This is a genomic window from Liquorilactobacillus uvarum DSM 19971 (assembly GCF_001434935.1).
Taxonomy (GTDB): domain Bacteria; phylum Bacillota; class Bacilli; order Lactobacillales; family Lactobacillaceae; genus Liquorilactobacillus; species Liquorilactobacillus uvarum.
Window position 1 is genome coordinate 1 of record NZ_AZEG01000016.1, and the last position, 20,545, is coordinate 20,545.

Here is a 20,545-nt window from a genome sequence, read left to right on the forward strand (position 1 = left end):
CCCATGATAACGGGGTGACACTGTACTTGGAGAACTTATGGTGAATAATTCAGGTTATTAATTACAAATAAATTTGTCCCATAAGCTAAAGTTCTCTGTCTAACTTCGAATTAATTGTAACAAAGAAACATGCTATATTCACAAGTTCGTGTCAGCACTCAAGTTATACCAACTTATGTCACAACTTCTCAACGTATTTAGAATAACCATTTTAAGATAGAAATTTTTCCGTTAAGCAGATTTCCTGATATGCTCCATAGTTTTTTTAATTAATATAATAAAATTTATAACAACGGTAAGTTAGAATGCCCCACCACCGGAACCACCGCCAAAGCCACCTGACGAACCACCACTAAAGCCACCAGATGAACCGCCTGCTGACGAAGCATCACCAGCAATCACACTTGAAAAACTGCTGTTAAATGCAGTTTCAAAATTAGCACTGCCTAAAATAAAAATGGGATAGTAATTTCCAAATCCTGTCTCTAATTCCTCAACAGAGAAATTAGCCTTCAACTCTTTAATAACCTTTTTAGCCAATCCAAAGGCTACAGCGTATGGTAAAATCTGTTCCCATAAAATGAGATCACCGACTTTTTTCATGTCAAAACGGCCAATATCCTGTAACATCTTTTTAAAACATGAAAAACGATAAAACATCTGCCAACCAGCTTCCGAATATTTTGGTCTTTGTTTACGGTACGAATAACAAATTATAATATTCAGTATTATTAACAATGAAAACAGCCCGAACCACCAAGTGTTCCAAGATATCACCGCTGATACCACCAGAAAGGCACTGCTGACGATCGTCGCCCATAAAGCTATTATTCGTAGTTTAGCATTAGTTTTATCATGGTAATTCAAACTCCGTGCCTGTTTGAAAATTTTCTTTTGCCATGAGTTAAAAGCTCTTTGAATTTTCAGACTATGTTTCGATGATTTACCGAATTTATTCAGTTGTTTTAATGAAAATTTGTTTCCATCGCCGACCTCTGTAAACAAGGTCTTCAATAATTTATCTTCTTCTATGAGCTTCTTTTCAAGTAGTGCTACCTCATAGTCATTCTTTTCATTTTCTGTCTTTCTGATACTTATTTTCTTAACTGCTGCAAGTTCTAGCAAATACGCACTAAACGTCTTCGAACTAGGTTCATTATCATCAATAATCGCTTGTGTAATTTCTGCTGAATATTCCGGTATCTCATAAGAATGAACCAACGGCGGCAGCGCTTTTCGAGGATTACCTGTGTTACGCCAACGCCACAGCCACCAAACACCAGTAATTAATAGACCCAAAATCATCATTGTATACTTTATAAACATGTTACGCTGCTGACTGCGTTTGCGCTTTTCATTAGCTTGGTGTGCTAGTTCAGCCTCACGCTGCTGAATCTTTTCTTTAACATCTTTGTTCACCTTATTTGTATTAGCCGAAGTCACATTTGTTGGAAATAGCAGACGACTTTCAACAAATTGATTCGCGGGATTTTCATTCAAGCGTATTACAACTTGTCCGCTCTTTTTCCGGACGCTCGTATGACCATTCAGATTTCCGTGAGTCCATCCTTGAAGAGATTGAATGTTCTTTTGTGGCAACTGGATTGTAATTAGGACATCTTCTAAGGGGACATCCCACTTCTCTCCGATTATCTTCCAGTTCAGTTCAGCTGTGTCATTATAATTAGTGACTACACCACGCAATAAATAGCGGTAGGTAAAAGTTGCAACCTCATCAGAAATAGCATGAAAAACTTTAATTTGCAAATTATCTTTGGTTTGGTTCAGTGTGTACGTATTATTAGTTCCAGTATTTGCTTGCGTTAAATTAGTTTTCTTTTTATTCTGCTCTGAAGAAACACCAATATTTGAAACTCCTTTAATTCCGCGAAGATCTTGATTATAATAAACTCCATGAAAATTGCCATCAAAATCATAAGTGATTTGCTGCGTTAATTCCGCATCTCCATTTTTTAAAACATTCACATTGATATGATATTGCTTAATCTTATAAGTGTTATCAGCATGTGCTGGTGCAATAAAAAATAAGAAACAACTCAATAATACCGTTATAAATTCTAATATATGAAACCTATGTCTCATTAATCTGACCCCCGTCTAATTTCCCTTATTATCTCAAACATTCTCAAGAAAACAAATATTATACTATCTTAAACTCTAGAAATACAGCAGCACTTCAAAATTCTACACTCAATTCTCAAAGTGTATCTTTTAAAAAAATAGTTTGCCTCTCAATTACAGTACACATTAAGTAAAACATTTCAAAAGTTCGTATATAAACTATTTAGAAAAATTATTAGTTTTCTATTATTCAAGCAAAACACGCTTAAGAAATAACTATACCACAAAAAAGAATGGTCACACATTGAAATTACAAGTGTGTAACCATCCATTATTAATTTTAGAATTCATCTGCTATTCTCTTATTTAAACTGAAGTCGCTTAACCGAAATGCAGCAATAATTGTTAACCTTTACGTAATTGGCGATAAATTATGAATACTGCCTGACTTCAATTTATGAGCACTTCGCAGTTACGTAAAACCTACTGCTAAGCATTAATTCGCATACTACCAAGTAAAAACAAGATGCCGGGTCATTTTTATTTTGACCCAACACCTTGTTAAAGTATTAAAAACTAACTATTGATGTAACTATGAATTTTTTGTGCAATTTTGTAATGTCCCAAGTCATTAGGATGCAGTGTGTCATAACTGTATTTTTCAGCTAGTGTCGGAATGAAGAAGTTAAATCCCGCATTATGATACAAACTCAAATGAGGAATTCCAAAATTCTGTGTCATTCTGCAAATAGCTTCTTCATAATCCAGTTGGAGTAAACCAAAACTATTTTTTTGGGGGAAAAAGTCTGTCCCGATATGAACATGAGATATAAAATATATAGCCATATCCGGGTGAGCTGACATACATTTCATAAACAACTGTTCTAAAGCACCATAGAAAGTTTCTACCGTTTTATCTCCAAACTGTCCCAAAGCCTGATTTCTGCCAAAATCATTAATACCCGCGTAAATAGTCAAGATGTCACAGTCCGCTGGAATCTGCTGACATCGTTTGACCATCGAATCATGTCCCAAGGCTACCGTTGATCCAGCAGTTCCAAGAATAGTTGTCTGCTGTGGCTGCCACCACTCATTAAGCCAGTCATGATACCATTTACTGGTATATGAGGTTCTATTATCTGTTATGCTGTCCCCCAATGCTACATAATGTGTATACATGAATTTTCACTTTCCCCTTTTCTTCAGTTAGGCCACAAAAAGTACCGCAAATACTGTAAAGGACGGTTAAACTGCGCCTAATTTTTCTCGACTTTTGACACATTTTTAGTAACTAATCCATTAAGAAATCGCTAAAATTAAGCTTTCCCAAGGCCTTAAAAGACCGTCTGTACTGGTTCGATCCCGGTAATTAGCAATTACCAATGTCTCTTTCTTCAGCCCTTGCGGTAAGTAATCACTCAATTCAAATTGGGTATCACTCAAATTAACAACTACCAACCAAGTTTTTCCACCCAATGTTCTCTTATACGTGAAAACATTTGGGTCTTCTGGATAAAGCAGTTCATAAGAACCTTCTGTTAAAATTCTACATTCGTGCCTGAGCTTGATTAAAGTCTGATAGTACTTAAAAACAGATGTATCTTTTTTGCAATCAGCCTCTACATTAACTTCTTTATAATCTGGGTTAAGCTTAAACCAAGGAGCTCCAGTCGTAAAGCCAGCATTATCAGTCCCACTCCATTGCATAGGGGTTCGAGCATTGTCGCGGCTTATTTTGCGAGCTGCCTTGAGAAAATCTTCCTTTGAAATCGTTTTTTGTTCAAGTACGAGTTCACGATAATTGTCCAGAAGCTCAATATCCTCATAATCTTCAATTTCAAAATCTGGATTTGTCATGCCGATTTCTTCGCCTTGATAAACAAAAGGTGTCCCTTGCAAACCATATAAAATGGTTGCAAAAGCGGTCGCACTCTCATATCTGTATTTTTTATCATTTCCCCAGCGCGAGGTGACCCGGGCACGATCATGGTTCTCAAAATATAATGCATTCCATCCATGATCTCTTAAATTTATCTGCCAAGAAGACAAAATTTTCTTTAATTTTATCAGATCCATTTTTTGAATATCCCAACGTCCATTTACACCACCCTGTGCGCGATCGACATGCATATGTTCAAAGGTAAATATCATGTCAAGTTCTTCGCGTTCTGGATCAACTAACAAAGTCGCATCTTGACTAGTTGAATCGGGCGACTCTCCTACACTCATCATTGAGAAAGGTTTCAAAACTTCCTGATTCATTTCATGTATGAACTCATGCATCCGCGGACCGTTATTTTGATTGCCCACAACATATGGCTTTCCATGCGGATTAGGATTATCTGGAAAATGCAGATCTTTAGAAATAGATGTAACTACATCCATTCTCCAGCCATCGACACCTTTTGCTTTCCAAAAACGCATCATATCATAAATATACTGCCGTACCCTTGGATTCTCCCAATTCAAGTCAGGCTGCTGTTTCGCGTAATAATGTAAATAATACTGTTTACGATTTTGATCCCATTCCCACGCGGATCCTCCAAAGTTTGATCCCCAGTTATTTGGTTCGCTTCCATCTTCTTTGGCATCACGCCAAACATAAAAGTCACTAAAGAAATTATCTTTTGATTTGCGGCTTTCCTGAAACCAAAGACTTTGATCTGATGTATGATTAGCAACCATATCCATAATAATCTTTATCCCATATTCATGCGCTTTGTCAATCAAATGATAGATATCGTTGTTGTCGCCAAACATTGGATCGATTTTGCGATAATCCGTAATATCATATCCATTATCGACTTGTGGGGATAAATAAACTGGACTTATCCAAATGGCATCGATTCCTAATTTAACAAGATAGTCTAATTTCTTTTCGATTCCCTTGATATCGCCTATCCCGTCTCCATTAGTGTCTAAAAAGCTCTTGGGATAGACTTGGTAAATGACTGCTTTTTTCCACCATTTTTTTTCCACGATTATGCACTCCTTAAGCAATCCCGAGTAATGAAACAACAATTCCTAAAATAATTATTCCAAAGATCAGATAATTGATTGAAACATTCTTTTTCTTCAACAGATAAAAGCACAGCAAAGTAATTAGTAACGGAACCAACCCTTTAAAAATCTGATCAAGCATTACCTGAGTCTTTAAAACAGTTTTTCCAGCCATTACCATATTCCACTTGACCTTGAACAGCACCATTTGGTTTGTCATAGCTCCGACCATGATCAATCCCACGATACTTGCAGCTTTTGTCAAAATATTGATAAGTCCATTTTCATAAAGTTTCGAAATATAGGTTGAGCCCAGTGTGTAACCTAATTTACCACCATACCAACGAACAGCTTGAACCGGTATATTAAAGATCAACAAGAAAATAATCGGTGCGAGGAAGTTACCAGATTTGGCTAAGCTAATGGCAACGCCCGCTGCAATTGCTTTTAAAACATCCCAGAAAACTGAATCACCTATTCCTGCTAATGGACCCATCAAACTTGTTTTTATGGCATTAATAGAGTCGGCATTAAAATTTTTCTTAGTTGCGTTTTCTTTTTCCATTGATGCTGTAATTCCCATAATAAACGGACTCATGGCTAAATTAGTATTAAAATAGGACATTTGACGAACCATAGCTTCTTTTTTATCTTCAGGATCCTTATAAAAATAATTGATGAATGGAAGCATTGAATATTCAAAACCTGAAGCACCTTGTTTTGCTGGTGTTACAGATGAATACAACATAAAGGAACGCCAGTACATTTGATGTAATAATTTTTGTTCATCTTTACTTAAAGTATTGTTTGCCATCTTTTTTTCCTCCACTAATCAAAGAAATCATCATCTTCTATATCGTTTCCAGCTCCAGCTACTTGTGCATTTTGAACGTTTGCTGCCGCTAATGATTTTTGTTCAGTTACTTTTTTATTCAACTGATGCATTTCAAAATCACGCTGTCCGCTTACAACTCCAATTACAATCGCCATAACCGCAACTGCAATCAATGGAACTTGGAAATATGCAACGATCAAGAAACCTAAGAAATAATATACTGAAATATTGTTCTGCCATAAAATTTTCATTAACATTGCCATTCCGACGGCAGGCAGCAGATTTCCAGCAACCGTAAGTCCATTGACAATCGTTTTAGGAATCATATTTAAAATTTCCTGCGTAGCTGTTGATCCAAAAAGAATGGCAAAAAACGGAATTAATGAATAAATAAACCACTGCGAGGCCCACAGCCCATAATGCAGTGCAACTATTTGCTTTTGATTGCCTTGTTTAGCCAACGTATCAAATCTGCTGGCAAAAGGTCCAACAAACAACACATAAATTAATGTCTTAATCTGCAATCCAATGATTCCGATCGGAATTGCAATAGGCAAAGCAACACCCAGTCCACCATGTAAATTAATTGCAAAGGCTACAGCTAACGCACTTGCCAATCCTGGTTCAGCAGAACTCGCACCACCAATGTTAACAACACCCATAAAGATTGTTTCAAGTGCGGCTCCCAGCAATAAACCTGTTTTTAAGTCACCTAATGCTAAACCGACAAGTGGACCAATAACGATTGGTCTTCCTAATTGAGTGAACCCAAGTAGTTCTTGACCACCTACTGTGAGCCATACTATTAAGGCAACTATTATAGCTTGATACAACATGTTTGCTTCCTCCTTACAAACTCAATTTTTTCAAAGCACTGCTTGCCAATTCTTTTTTATCATCTGGCAGATTCTGAAGTGCAGTATCTGGATAGATCTTTACCAATTCCTTAAGACTTTCTATTTCTTGATCTGTTAGCATTACAAATTGAGTTAGAGTCGTTTTATCTCCTTGAACAGACTTGCCCACATTGCCAATATTGACATAATTAATACCTGAAATACTCTCAGCCAATGCCTTTGCATCTGCAATTGTTCTAACTAAAACAAGTAACTTCATCTTTCCAGCACGAGGATCATTTAGCAAATTGATTGCACCATCAATTGTTTTGATAATGACCTTAATTCCTGTAGGAACCGCCATCTTAAGCGCCATTTTTTGTGTCTCATTGCCAGCGGTTTCATCATTAGCAACCACAATACCATCTAAGTCAAGTGCTCTTGACCATACCATTGCAATTTGTCCATGAATAAGTCTTTCATCTACTCGTAAAGCTTGAATCATTTTAATCTCTCCCTAAATTTATTTTTTTATTATATCTGCTTAATCAAAAAAATCTTGTTCACTTTCATCAACATCCGACTGTAACTGAACTTGTTTTAAATTATCTTTTCCTTTTTTAATCACACCTTCAATAAAATCTTGTGTAATCTTTTCTTGTGCCAACACAGTCTCCAAAATAACAGGCAAATTAAATCCAGCAATAATAAAGATGTTTTTTCGTCCAGTAGCAATAACGCTTACTTTTTGATTAACACTACCGCCGTACAGGTCAGTAAAGATTACTGCACTATCTTCGCCATTTAATCCATCGAAGAAATTATTTAATTCTTCATCTAAATCCTTTGTACCGTCTGTATATGCAGAAATATAACTAATTGGCTGTTCTTGCCCTGCAAAAAGTTCAATTGTACTTTTAATTCCTTTTGCCAGTTCACCATGTGTTGCAATCAAATACTTGTTCACAAAACCATCCCTTTCTATTCTTCTTTCTCACAATTATTACATAGCAACTTCCGTGCCAACTTTTACAAAAAGCTTCAATTCAACTTTCCTGAGCAAAAAAAATAAACAAGTACTCTTTTCTGAGCACTTGTTTAAGCACATTCAATCAACTATCAGAGGCCTCAACAACTCGTACATCAATGATATCTCATAATCATTCACCGTAATATTGTACTTCACTTCAACATCATGAAAAATATTCTTTGAAACTGAATAAAATTCTAATTGCGCTTCTGACATCTGCTCATGGATAGTATGTCCTTTATTACTGGAATTATTTGAAACCAGTGTTCTTTCAAGCATTAAAGAAATATGCATATACAAATTCAATTTTATTTTTCCACTTAAGCTCAAATGATAGTACTTTTCATACTTGCTGGTAATTTTCTGAACTTCTTTTATCACAACTTCTGGATTTAAAAACTCTAACCTATCCCCGATGCCTTCAATCGTGAAAAATTTCAGTAGCTCCTCGATCAAAGCATTAATACTTTGATCGCTTTCTCCAAGTTCTTTTAGCAAAGTATAGAGTTTTTGGGTACCCGGTTTATCCATAATATCGTAAATATTAATGATTGAGGTTGCTGCATGCTGTGGAATATCTGTGGTAGTGAGAATTACCTTTGTGTTCCGAAAGTATTCATGATCGTGATTGTCCAAAGAGTTTTTCAGGTCTTTATAATCCATCGTTATGATATCGGTATCGGTTTGAGAAACCTTTTTTATAATATTTTTGATTTCCTTAGAAAGTCCCTCCCCTGACATACATGAAACAATAATATTTTGTTTCTGAGATAATCCCTCATAATATTGCGTACTGATAACATCCCGATATGATTCTGCTTTTTCAGCAATTTCTTTAAATTGATTTTTTTGTTGTATTTGAAGGCCTATATCCAATGCAGTTGCTGTTGTCACATTATTGATAACCAATAAATCCGAGGAAAGCAATGGCTTTATCTCTTTATACATCTGACTTAAAGATCCCATATCAAACATCAAAATCGTTCCCTTATATGTTTGAGACTGTTGATTGATAAAATTGCCGATTTTTTTACTAATATCCATCATTGAAGTTTCAATCGGCATATCGAAGCTTTCAAAAATATAATTACCACACAAATTATTAACAATACTCTGAATGCTGGCCGCCATCGTTTCTCCGTGCGACACAATGATTGCTAACATATCTATTTTTTCGATGTCATTTACTTTAGGTGCAAAAATCAAGAAAACCATCGCTAGGACAACTAAATTCTGAGGTATTTCCTTAAAATTTAATTGCTGTGTAGCAAGTGCTGCTAGATATGTTGTCCGTGGATATCTTTTTTTGACAGATCGTGCCAAGCTTTCGATGTCTTTCAAATTAAGCTGCTCAGAAAAATGAATCATCACGTCCAGAAACTGCGTTAAAGTCCTCACATCACTATCTGAAATATTAAGGGATAATCCATAACGATGCCTTAAAAAAGAAATTACTTTTTTAACTCTTTTCGCCATTACATCAGCCATTTTCTCATCCAAATCAATATTAAGGACTGCCTGTTTCATATCATGTAAAAAACTTTGAATTTCTAAAACATTATCCGAAATGGGTGCATTTTGATGTTCATTTTTATTCAAAACACTAATAAGTTTTAAAACTGCCTGCTTATCACCAACGGACATTACCGGCTCAAAATTCTCAACTTTTTGATACTCAAGAAGTATATACTCTTCCAAGAAAACCTGCTTATTATCGATCGTTATATAGTGTCGATCGTTATTATCATTACGGTACGCATCAGCACACATTAGCTTTACTTTATTTTGAATGGTACCAATATTTCCCGCCGAGGAAATTGCAACTAGCGATCTGAGAATGCCATAGGCAATTTTCAAATCGCACTGAATAGAAACAGCTTCTTGATAAAAAAAATGAAGTATAATTTGATATCTCTCAAATAGAGGCCTTTTCGAAAATGATGGCAGTTCAAGCTTCAAAGGTACACGTCTCCTAAATGTTTGTAGGAGATAGTTATCTAATTTCTCTGTTGTGGCAAAAATAAAGCGGATGTGGACCTGACGTGCCTCTTTGCTCTCTCCCAATGGATAATAATACCCAGTATCAAGCAGTGTAAATAATTTTTCCTGACTCTCTATTGGCAACCGATGAATCTCATCTAGAAAAAGGTAGCCACCATCTGCCTGTTCGACCAAACCAGCGGTATCTTTCTCAGCTCCAGTAAATGCACCTTTTTTGTAACCGAATAAAACCGAAGAAAGAAGTTCCGGATTATTCGCATAGTCAGCACAATTTAACACAATGAATTTTGCAGATTCAGCAATAGCATGCTTCTGGTGCGCATATTTATATATAAGGGATGCAAGATAACTTTTCCCCGTACCCGAAGGACCTGTGATAATCAACGGAAAGCCACTAGGCGGATAAACAACTGATGATTTAGAAGACTCGATGACTTTCCTTAAACTGCCTGATGAACCTATAAATTTTGAAAAAACATCTGTATTCTCTTTTATTTTCCAATAAATAGGTTTAGTTCCATATTTAACAACCAAACCATCTTTACGCAATTGAGACAAATATGAACTAGTTACACCACGTGTAAGTCCCGCGGCTTTCGCAATTTCTTCAGTTGATATCTTCTGATGACCACGGTTGAGTAATTCTTTCAGTGCATCTCTGACTTTAAAACGAGCTTTTTTCATGAACTAATCTCCCTTAGAGTGTTTAACTATATTTAATCACATTACCACAAACACAACCATTTTATTTTTTTATTACAAAAATAAGCAAAAAAGCTTGTTATTTTCTCTCCTAGTCTGTTTTTCCCCATCAATTCAGATTAAAATCGAAACTGCTTAATTCCATTAAGCACATTATAGCTGAGCCTGCACTAAAAGTTATATTCACCTAATCTTCTCCTTGAGACTTGTACTATACAAGTTAGCATGTTTTTTTAGCCATGAATCGATATTCAAAGCCAAACTTTATTCACAATTTAATTAATGCTCAAGTTAGCAGATACTGGCATGCTCCACTTTCTGCAAAATAAAAAACATCCTCAAAATTTTTTATTTACTCTGAGAATGTTTCATATGATAGGCACTATTTTCTTTATAAATTATAATTAAAACTATTTTTTAAATATAATGAATCACCAAACCGCTTAATTTCAAATTGCCGTTTAAAATAACAGTCGGTCCTTCTTCTGTGTTGGGTCTTCCCTTTTCCTCTATCCCGCTTAAGAAAGAATCCACTTGTTTCTTTAATTTCCAGGTTTTCGGAACATAGAATTCAACTCCGCTATATGCAGCATTTATATTGATTATCGCATTATCTTCTTCAACTCTTGTGTTATCAAAATAAATTTTTATCCCCGATGCATATGCATCAACATCAGCTTGCCTGAAATCCTGGGATTGTACATATTGGATACTCGAATTCATATTTCCACTGATGTGGACATGAGAAGCATCATTTGTTGCAGATGTTTTGTCAAATGCATACTTTCGCTTTTTCTTTCCAAAGCTTATTCCTTGATGAAATAGTAGCGAAAAACCAATACTTAACAACACTGCCGCTCCAAGTATTGTCCACGGAACCAGATGTTTAATCCCCAGTGGTTCCGCATAGAGCATGCATAAAAAAGCTATCGAAAAAACCATTCCTGGAACAGTTCTGTGAACCACGCTCTGAACAAATGCTGCAACTAAGAAAAGTGTAATAATAACACTCCAAAAACTAATTTGCGCACTAATCCATCCCATTTGGCCAGCAACTAACAAACCTGCACTCAGTAAGAAAAAAATCCCCCAAAACCATCTTTGTTTTTTCATAAATCCTTCTCCTTTTCTTCTAAACGTTTCCTTAATAGTTTGTAGTATTTTCTAGAAACGTAGATTTGCCTGTGTGAATTTTGAAATTGGATAAGGTTGTTGGAAACAGAGTGAGTCAATGCAAATATTTTATTTATGTTTAAAATAGCCGACTTCGACACACGCATGAATTCATCTGGCAAGATATCTTCCAACTCATATAAACGATATCTGACCACGTAAACATCATCTTCTGTATATGCGTGGATTTGACGAGCATTTGTTTCAAAGAACAGAATATCATCAACATCTAAGTAGTACTCTGTTGCCTTTTTATAAAATAAAAGAGAATTTTTTTTCTGCTTAGCTTGAAGCATCTCGTTTAACTGCACGATTTCTTCAGAATATTTCGGGGCATGTATAACGACCTCTGTTTCTTTCAAATTGCCATCGATATCAATTGTTATTTTCATAGACAATCCCTTTCACACTCTAAGTAGAACATATTTCGAATGGCGGGTAAATGATTTTGGTACAAGTGGTAATTTCTTCTGCGTAAGTGGCACATAGATCTAGAAAACACGCACCAATTAACTGATCTGCATATTGATTAACCCTTTCTGCTAGCATCTGCTTCTAAGCTGCCAAGAAAATGAAGGAGAATATTTGCAATATTTTAATAGCGAATAATCTTTATATTTTATGCTGCATTACGTTTACTTAAAGCTTTTTCAGCCGCACTTTTTTTCCAATGCAACAAAATCCCCAGTACTAATCCTGCTGCTGTGGGTAATATCCATCCAAAGCCAACACCTGAAAATGGTATGCATTGATGATATCCGCTTAAAATGCCACTAAAAAGGCTGCTTAGTACTTTAGGTGCAGCGTTGATGCCATCCAAAACCGCAGCAATACTAGTAAAAATCAACGTCGAACGATATACAATAGAATCCAATTTAAATAAGAAAGTAAGCAATGAAAGTAATATCAAAGCCATTGCTAATGGATAAAGGAACATCAGTAATGGTGTGGCCCAAGCAATGATCTGGGTCAAACCTAGATTTGACGTGCAAAATGATGCGGCGATAGTAAAAATAAGGAAGTAATTATATTTGATCTTTGGAAAAATGCTGTGCATATCCTGTGCAAAAGAAGTTACCAATCCCAAGGCTGTTGTGAATACTGCCAGCGTCCCCATAACTCCTAGAAAGGCAGTTCCAAAAGAACCTAAGTAATACTGTGTGATCTGTCCCAATGCAATCCCACCATTGGCGGAGATTTTAAATTGGCCTAAACTTGCTACTCCCAACATGATTAACCCAATATAGATAATTGCTTCTATGCTCATCGCAAGAATACCCGTTTTAATTAACGAACCTGCGATTTCTTTCGGATGGGTAATTTTTAAAAAGTTGAGCGCTTTTATGATTGTTATTCCAAAGGCCAATGTTGCCAATGCATCCATTGTGTTGTAACCTTCTAAAAACCCATTTGCAAATGGTGCTGTTTGATAAATAGCTGTGACATTTTGTTGCAAACTCCCCATGGGTTTGCTTATACCAATAATAAAAATAATTGCTAGCAATAATAAAAACAATGGATTCAGCCATTTCCCAATGTAACGAGTAAGATGTATTTCATTCTGTGCAAAAAGATATACCAAAAAAAAGAAAATTGCGGAAAAGAAAAACAGACCTAAACCTTGATACTTCGTTGGTAAAATACTTGCAAACGATAACTGAAAAGCAGTTGAAGCTGTCCGTGGTGTTGCAAATAATGGTCCTAAAGATAAATGTGTAATTATTAAGAAAAAAACAGCAAACTTTTTACCAGCAGGCGCCCCAAAGTCATATAATCCGTGACTCTTAGAAATTCCTAATGCTATCAACGCTATCAATGGTATCAATGTCCCAGTTACTAAAAAACCTAATGATGCTAACAACCAGTTCTGTCCAGCCAACTGCCCTAAATGTACTGGAAAAATAAGATTACCTGCCCCAAACAACATGCCAAAAATCAGTGATGCAATCAAAATTATTCCTCTAAAACTTAATTTATTTTCTTTCATAATAAAAACCTACCCTTTCTTAATAAAACATTCCAATTGTTAATTTTTGCTTCAACTTCTGTTTTGAATCATCTTCTTTCCATATTTTTACAACAAAAAAGCGTCCTTGAATTAAATCCAAGGACGCTTTTAACGCGGTACCACCTTTGTTACCAGAAAATCACAACCTGAAAAAAATAGGCTACAACTCTAATCTCTCATGCGCGGCTCCCAAAAGAGCGATGCATTGGCACTTTAATGGGTGCACACATCAGCAACTAAAGGATTTCTTTTCGTTGCTGCTACTCAAAGACTACAAACAGCACCCAACCAGATATTCTTCCACCATCGCGAATATTCTCTGTACAAGTTGATATTGCTGTTCCTTCTTCTCAACGTATCTTAATCAATTATTATGTTAATGTACATTATTCTGTAAGCTGCGTAAAAAGTCAAGAATTTTTTTATGCTTTTTAACATTCTCACCGGATAATTGTCTGTTGTCTTATCTAATCTAGGCATAAAAAGCGCTTAAGCCCGAATACCACCATCAACTGTAAACTCTGAACCAGTCACATAATTGGACTCGTCACTCCCCAAGTAAACGCACAGCTCCCCAACATCTTTGGGTTTCCCCACATGTCCTACTGGTATTTCAGGAATGATCTGCTCATAAATGTCTTTTGGCACCATCGGCGTGTCTATCCATCCTGGATGAACCGAATTAACACGGATTTCTATTTTTCGATGAGCTAACGAAAGCGCTGCTGAATGAGCTAATAATCTTGTACCGCCCTTACTTGGTGAATAAGCTGGTGCAAAAGGAAAGCCCACTAAACTGGCATCCGATGAAATATTTATAATTGAACCTTTAGAATTATTTGTCTTCTTCATTGCTTGGATTGCTGCTTTAACACCTAAAAAGTTACCGGTTAAATTTACATCGATAACTTGTTGCCAGTCACTCAATTCCTCTTCTTCAATTGGAACTAATTTTCCACAAATACCTGCATTATTTACCAAGATATCTAATTTGTGAAACTTTGCTAACGTTTCTTCAATAACTTTTTGCCAATCTTTCTCCTTAGAAACATCTTGTTGAACAAATAACGCTTTTTTTGAACCAAATTTGTGAACAGCAGTTTCACCACCTTTCACATTATGATTAGCAGTCAACACGACACAAGCACCTTCACGAACATAACATTCAGCAATTCCTAAATCAATTCCTGCAACTCCACCGGTAATAATCGCTACTTTTCCTTCCAATCTTCCTGCCATCTATCCTCACCTCATTATTATTTAAATTCACTTACTGCAATTCGACATCACGCATCTTTGAAAGATAGATTCTGCGCAGTTCAACTGTCTTTCAAGTTTTAAGATAGCACTTTCAGTCCTTTTGCACAAGCAAGCACTTGCACGTATAAATTGAAAAATTAATCAATTTCTATTTCAAAGTATATAACTTGTATTTGCACTTCTTTGAGAACTTTTCATTAACCAAAAGGCCCTGCCACAATAATAATTGGCAGGGTTTTTCGAAACTAAAAAAATATTTTTTTTACATTCAAAAAATTTCTATTTTTCTTAATTTAGAGCAGCAATTTCAATTTCAGTATTTACTTTAATCTCTGGATAAACTCCTTTTTCAACATACAATGTTCCTGGTAATTCAGCCGCATCCATTCCCGTAAAACTAATCGCAATATGGCCTAAATTTTGCAGGTTTTTTTGAACTTCATTACCAACTGCTGTAATTTTATACTTACTATGATCTATGATTAAGAACATACCCGCAGTAATGTTTCCATTGATATTGTTAACATCGATAATGTAACACGAAGATCGCAATGCATCGGGAGCCTCACTTCCAAATAATATTAACATTTGGATGTCTCTGAAATCTTTGGCTTCACTGCCGATCTCGTTTACTTTAGTTTCATATATTACTTTTTCACTTGTTTTCATTCTCCCCATCTCCAATTAACACAATTATTTTCCAGCGTAGAGCCCAAAGCTTGCAAGCCACGCCACAAACACACGTGGAACACCGTTAAGAAACCTTGAATACAAGACTGATGGAACACCAACTTCAACTGTTTTGGATTCAGCTTCTTCTAGCCCAAGGCCAACTGGAATAAAATCACAAGCATTCTGAGTATTGATAGCAAATAACGCTGGCAGCGCATATTGCGGTGCAATATTGCCTTTACCTATTTCAACACCAATCAGGGTACCAATAACTTGTCCAATCACTGCACCAGGTCCTAATAATGGGGACAAGAATGGTAATGAACAAATAAAGCCCATAATCATTAATCCCCATACATTCCCAGCCAGCGGCGTCATTAATTTTGCAAATAATTTTCCAATTCCTGATCCTTGAATGATACCGATCAGCAACGCCACAAAGGCCATAAATGGAATAATAGTATTGATCACTGTTTGGACAGAGTCTTTAGCTGCCTGATTAAAAGTCGCGACAACTTTACCAGCCCCGATACCAATTTTGGCAATAAACCCTTTATGTTCCATCTGTTGTGTAATCGTCTTTTGACTATCATATTTAGAATCTTGGACTTGCTCAGTGTTTGCATTATCCACCGGTTTGTTCCCTTGAACATCCTCAGTAAGTTTGATTTGATTAACACCAACATTGGAAACATAAAGTTCTGGTGTAATGAATTTTGCTAAAGGTCCGCTTTTTCCTGTCGGCAACACATTGACTGTAAAAATACCCTTCTTAGGGTAAATACCACAGCGTAAAGTTCCACCACAATCAATAACCGCTAGTGCTGTTTCATCATCAGGAATTGATGTTTTAAAACCATCAACTGCTTCCATACCTGTCAATTCAGCTATTTTATCAACAATATCGGGCTTGTTTCCACCTGTCACATAAATAAATTTATGTTTTTGTTCAGTTGGTGTAATAACCAATGGGCCTCCCCAACCACCCGTTCCACGTTCAATTTTAACGCTTCTCCATGCCATAACATTTCACTCCTTAACGTTTTTAATCCTGTGTATTCTGACTGACTGATAAATTAACTTCTTTGGAAAGTTTGACTCCACTTGTTCGGCAAACATATGCAGTCGTATAATCAGTGACCCACCCTCCAACAAAATTCATAATTAATCCTACCAACAGATAACGGATTGCCAGATCCATGCTATTCAAACCAAGTTTTTGAACACCTTGCGCAATACCTAACCAGATGAATAATTCACCCGGGTTGATATGTGGAAATACACCATTACTGGTATGATTAAACTGAGCTAAAGCTGCATAATAACTTGGTTTATAAAACTCAGGCATAAAGCGCCCTAATGTAAAAGACATTGGATTACCTAGCATAAAGGCTGCTAGAAATGGTAACAGCATATAGCGCGTAAAAACATTTTTCGAAGACGACCGAGCTAGCTTTTCCATCCTTTCTTCTCCCAAAAAGGCAATTATAGTATTCATCAAAACCAGTAATAACAGAACTACAGGTACGATTGAAGACATCCAACTAATAAAAGTTTTAGCACCTGTTTGGAATAATCCCATAAATCCTGAAGCAAAGTCAGTAATATATTTCATTTTTTATCACTCCTTCAATCCTGTCTATTTTTCACGGACAAATCTTTGTTTAATAAAGTTTGAAATCTGTAAAATTTGCATCTTTATTTTCTCAAAAAGAGGCATTGAAAAAAGATTGATACTCGTATCAAGGTCATCTATCGCCAATTTGCCTGTTTTGAAATTGATATAATTTCGATAGGCATTTAAAATGCATTGTTGTGTTAACTTATCAAAACTAGTAATAAATTTATAATCAGAGGCAACTTCGGCTATATTCATGCTGTGTAATTTTGAAAGTTGGTTGAATTTAGCAAACACTGTAACCCCTTTCATTATTCGAGCATCTTTTATATTTCCTTCATTGTCGATAGCCATTAAAATCAGGCTTCCTGAACGTATTTTCTTGGGGTTTTTCCCAATTAAAACTTTACCTTTCTTTCTTAGCTCACCAAAATTAGCTGAAAAATTTTTGATTTGTAAAAATCCAAGAAAACCTTGGAGCAAGAATGCCATCACCAGAAACAAACCCAGCCAAAACATTACAGACATTTAAATCCCCTCCGTTATTTGTGTCAATGGTCCTTGCTGATCATAATCCAAAACATTATTATAAATATCTCGATTGTTAGCCACCGCAAAAACCAGGTCATAAACTTGTGTTAAAACTTTGTTCAATTGATAGTTAAGTTTTTGCGGTATCCCAATAAGAAATACAATTCTAACTCTTCGATCCTGATATTTAGTATCAGAATCGAAAACACCGATACTCAATAATATTCGTTCATTGTCAGAATTATCCATGACATGCGGAATTGCAATCCCATTTTCAAACACATTGGATCCTTGCTGTTCCCTCTTTTTCCAAAACTTAAGAAAACTCGCATTCAAGCTCCCTTCCTTTATTTTTGATCGAATCATTTTCTCCGTTGCGCACAAGTATCCATCCTTGCTATGCAACCTTTGATAAGTAAATTCACACAGATTACTCGAGATAGCTTTCTCAATGAACGAGACTTGCAATTTATTCCGCAATTCATTTGCTCTGAATGCTGCACTGATCCTAACAACTGGTGTTGCTTGATCATAATATCTAATCGGTTTATCTGAAAATATAAGCAAATAATGAGCATTCTGTTTGTCTAATTGCTCAACGTTTTTGAATACAGCCACTGCTATCTCATCTTCAAAAATATCTTCCAAGCGATGCTGAATGAAGCGGATAACACTTTCACCGATTTGACCAACAATCGCAACCTCTAATGTTTGTACTGTTCCTGCTTTGTTTTCTTCCAATTCCATTTCAAAATAAATAGCTAAGTAACTGATTTCAACCTTATCAATATTTACATTGAGCTTTTTCTCCAACACATGTATCGTCAATACCGCTAAATCATTTGCGAGTGGATATTGATCAACAACATTGTCAGGCAAGATCGTAGGTACTTTAAAATGAAAAAGTGCTCTGTTTATCAAAAAAAGCAAATGATATTTTATCTGTTCATAAATATGCTTAAAATCAAGTGCTATATCAAAAGTATTTTTTTTCTTTACTAGTTCAAATACCTGATAATTATTTCTTGCCTCTTTTTCAACTAATTCTCTTGAAAGCAAGCGGTTTGCTTTAAAAGTGAGTGGTGACAGAAGATAGTCGCACTCATAGCTTGTTAGTCTTGCTCCAATTATTACCTCGAATATATTGATTAATCTGCTAATACTTCCCTCGTTGTCCCATAACCGTGGAAAGAATGGAATCTTATGTTCTATTCTGTAGCCATCTTGAATTGCCAGATAAAGTGAAGTTAATTTTTTTTCAAATTGAACTTGTGTCTGTGCCTCAATATGAAGTTCCTCGTAAAGCAGTTTTAAATTTGCTCGTTTTTCAATTTTTGCTAGTAATTGTGTTGGATAGTAGTCGTAAACAAAGTTCTCAATGAGTATAGGAACTTCGTACTCTTTTGAAACTTTTAACTTTATCCCATTACTAGTCATTGAAAAAATTTCTGCTTGATACTCATCGAGCTGATTCCGCAAGTCTTTAATGTCTCTATTTAACGTTGTCCTGCTAACCGTCAATCCTTCTGCTAAATCATCGAGTGTAATATATACTCATCTGCCCGAATTAAACGATCAATAATGTATGCATAGCGCTTGTTAGCATCATTGAAATCCAAATTTCTTTTTAATTGTCCGGTCTGTATTTTAGCCAATTGTTGATAGTCATTAACGCGAATATAATAACGCTGTTGCTTCCTATGAACCTGTGCAATACCGTCTAAATCATCATTCAATTCTTGAATATACTTCGTCATGGTTCTTTTCGAAACATGCTCATTTGCAATCAACTCATCAATTGTTATTGAGTCATTGACAATAAAGTATTTTAACAACCTAAACCCTTGGCTATCCAATTGCACCATTCCTTTTTATCCTCTTGATTTGCCTCCCGCTACATTAGTCGTAACACCGGTGATATAACTTGCTCGTTCAGAAAGAAAATAGCTCACAAGATTTGCCACCTCGTATAAATGCCCGCTTCGCCCTAATGGCGTTGTTGTCTTACTCTTATAACCTGCTCTTATATCTGCTACTGTTTTATGCCTCGAATAAGCCAATGCTTCTTCATATGCCAGAGTTCTCAACCCAGTTGCTTCCATGATTCCTGGAGCAACACCTACTACACGTATATTAAACTCACCAAGTTCTTTAGCCCATGAGCGTGTTAAAGCATTTATTGCTCCTTTTGTTCCGGCATATATACTTTGTCCTTGTGAGCCCTCCAGCCCTGCTTCTGAAGACATATTTACAATAACTCCGCGTCCTTGTTTAGCCATATAATGTCCTATCAGCTGAGACATAAGATAAACGCTTTTGACATTGACTGTGAACATCTTCTCAAAGTCATTCTCGGTTAATTCATACTTTCCACTAGGCTTTTGCGCATCAACAAGAAGACGCGGCAGATTAATACCTGCATTATTGACCAAACCATCAATATGCTCAAATTTTGAAGCTGTCTTTTCAACAATATTTTTAACATCTTTTTTTGAAGTTACGTCAGTTTTTACAAATGTTACCCTTTCGCTTTCAAAATTTCCAGGTTTTAAATCAGCATTGACAACATCAGCACCATGACCTGCTAACTCTCTAACAATTGCGTCCCCAATACCGGAAGACCCACCTGTAACAATGATTACCTTATCAGTTAATTCTAACCAGTCTTTAGACATATTCAACCACTCCTGACTTAATTTTCTTTACACTTAAAGGATAATGTAATCGCTTTCTTTTGTTAATACCATAAATTTCTGAACAACTTGCAATTTGGGTTACTAATAAGACAAATATTATC

Annotated in this window: 19 protein-coding genes; all 19 read right to left on the bottom strand. The window is 35.8% G+C overall.

The genetic code is table 11. The annotated features are described in order from the left end of the window. Positions 1-300: 300 nt before the first annotated feature. Positions 301-2,103, bottom strand: coding sequence for a DUF2207 domain-containing protein (locus FD20_RS08230; RefSeq protein WP_057737583.1), 1,803 nt, complete (start codon positions 2,101-2,103; stop codon positions 301-303). 555 nt (positions 2,104-2,658) lie between these two features. Beyond that, a complete protein-coding gene (locus FD20_RS08235) occupies positions 2,659-3,261 on the bottom strand; it encodes an SGNH/GDSL hydrolase family protein (protein ID WP_057737585.1) in 603 nt (200 codons plus the stop codon). A 120-nt stretch (positions 3,262-3,381) separates the two neighbouring features. Continuing rightward, a complete protein-coding gene (locus FD20_RS08240) occupies positions 3,382-5,061 on the bottom strand; it encodes a glycoside hydrolase family 13 protein (RefSeq protein WP_057737586.1) in 1,680 nt (559 codons plus the stop codon). Between the two features lie 13 nt (positions 5,062-5,074). Continuing rightward, entirely contained in the window at positions 5,075-5,896 is an 822-nt protein-coding gene (locus FD20_RS08245) for a PTS system mannose/fructose/sorbose family transporter subunit IID (protein ID WP_057737588.1), read from the bottom strand. Between the two features lie 14 nt (positions 5,897-5,910). After that, a complete protein-coding gene (locus FD20_RS08250; RefSeq protein ID WP_057737590.1) occupies positions 5,911-6,753 on the bottom strand; it encodes a PTS mannose/fructose/sorbose/N-acetylgalactosamine transporter subunit IIC in 843 nt (280 codons plus the stop codon). A gap of 13 nt (positions 6,754-6,766) precedes the next feature. Then, positions 6,767-7,258, bottom strand: coding sequence for a PTS sugar transporter subunit IIB (locus tag FD20_RS13795; RefSeq protein ID WP_057737592.1), 492 nt, complete (start codon positions 7,256-7,258; stop codon positions 6,767-6,769). Positions 7,259-7,297: 39 nt separating this feature from the next. Then, positions 7,298-7,720, bottom strand: coding sequence for a PTS sugar transporter subunit IIA (locus FD20_RS13800; protein WP_057737594.1), 423 nt, complete (start codon positions 7,718-7,720; stop codon positions 7,298-7,300). A gap of 141 nt (positions 7,721-7,861) precedes the next feature. Then, positions 7,862-10,468 carry a sigma 54-interacting transcriptional regulator gene (locus FD20_RS08265; protein WP_057737596.1) on the bottom strand — a complete coding sequence of 869 codons (2,607 nt, stop codon included), beginning with the start codon at positions 10,466-10,468 and terminating at the stop codon, positions 7,862-7,864. A 435-nt stretch (positions 10,469-10,903) separates the two neighbouring features. Then, positions 10,904-11,599 (bottom strand): LiaF transmembrane domain-containing protein, encoded by a 696-nt coding sequence (locus FD20_RS08270; RefSeq protein WP_057737598.1) that lies wholly within the window; start codon positions 11,597-11,599, stop codon positions 10,904-10,906. Continuing rightward, on the bottom strand, positions 11,596-12,051 hold the full coding sequence (locus FD20_RS08275) for a LytTR family DNA-binding domain-containing protein (protein WP_057737600.1): 456 nt from the start codon (positions 12,049-12,051) through the stop codon (positions 11,596-11,598). The genes FD20_RS08270 and FD20_RS08275 overlap by 4 nt, the downstream gene beginning before the upstream one ends. A 227-nt stretch (positions 12,052-12,278) precedes the next feature. Continuing rightward, positions 12,279-13,646: a branched-chain amino acid transport system II carrier protein gene (gene brnQ / locus FD20_RS08280; protein ID WP_057737602.1), complete on the bottom strand. Its 1,368-nt coding sequence runs from the start codon at positions 13,644-13,646 to the stop codon at positions 12,279-12,281. A gap of 510 nt (positions 13,647-14,156) precedes the next feature. Beyond that, positions 14,157-14,906, bottom strand: coding sequence for a glucose 1-dehydrogenase (locus tag FD20_RS08285; protein WP_057737603.1), 750 nt, complete (start codon positions 14,904-14,906; stop codon positions 14,157-14,159). A gap of 309 nt (positions 14,907-15,215) precedes the next feature. Further along, positions 15,216-15,596: a PTS glucitol/sorbitol transporter subunit IIA gene (locus FD20_RS08290; protein ID WP_057737605.1), complete on the bottom strand. Its 381-nt coding sequence runs from the start codon at positions 15,594-15,596 to the stop codon at positions 15,216-15,218. A 24-nt stretch (positions 15,597-15,620) separates the two neighbouring features. Next, entirely contained in the window at positions 15,621-16,622 is a 1,002-nt protein-coding gene (gene srlE / locus FD20_RS08295) for a PTS glucitol/sorbitol transporter subunit IIB (protein WP_057737607.1), read from the bottom strand. Positions 16,623-16,644: 22 nt separating this feature from the next. Further along, a complete protein-coding gene (srlA, locus tag FD20_RS08300) occupies positions 16,645-17,214 on the bottom strand; it encodes a PTS glucitol/sorbitol transporter subunit IIC (RefSeq protein WP_057737609.1) in 570 nt (189 codons plus the stop codon). 24 nt (positions 17,215-17,238) lie between these two features. After that, positions 17,239-17,745 carry a transcriptional regulator GutM gene (locus FD20_RS08305; protein ID WP_057737611.1) on the bottom strand — a complete coding sequence of 169 codons (507 nt, stop codon included), beginning with the start codon at positions 17,743-17,745 and terminating at the stop codon, positions 17,239-17,241. Beyond that, a complete protein-coding gene (locus FD20_RS08310) occupies positions 17,746-19,269 on the bottom strand; it encodes a PRD domain-containing protein (protein WP_083489089.1) in 1,524 nt (507 codons plus the stop codon). Positions 19,270-19,277: 8 nt separating this feature from the next. Beyond that, entirely contained in the window at positions 19,278-19,613 is a 336-nt protein-coding gene (locus FD20_RS08315; protein ID WP_057737615.1) for a helix-turn-helix domain-containing protein, read from the bottom strand. Positions 19,614-19,619: 6 nt separating this feature from the next. After that, a complete protein-coding gene (locus FD20_RS08320; RefSeq protein ID WP_057737617.1) occupies positions 19,620-20,423 on the bottom strand; it encodes an SDR family oxidoreductase in 804 nt (267 codons plus the stop codon). Between the last annotated feature and the right edge of the window lie 122 nt (positions 20,424-20,545).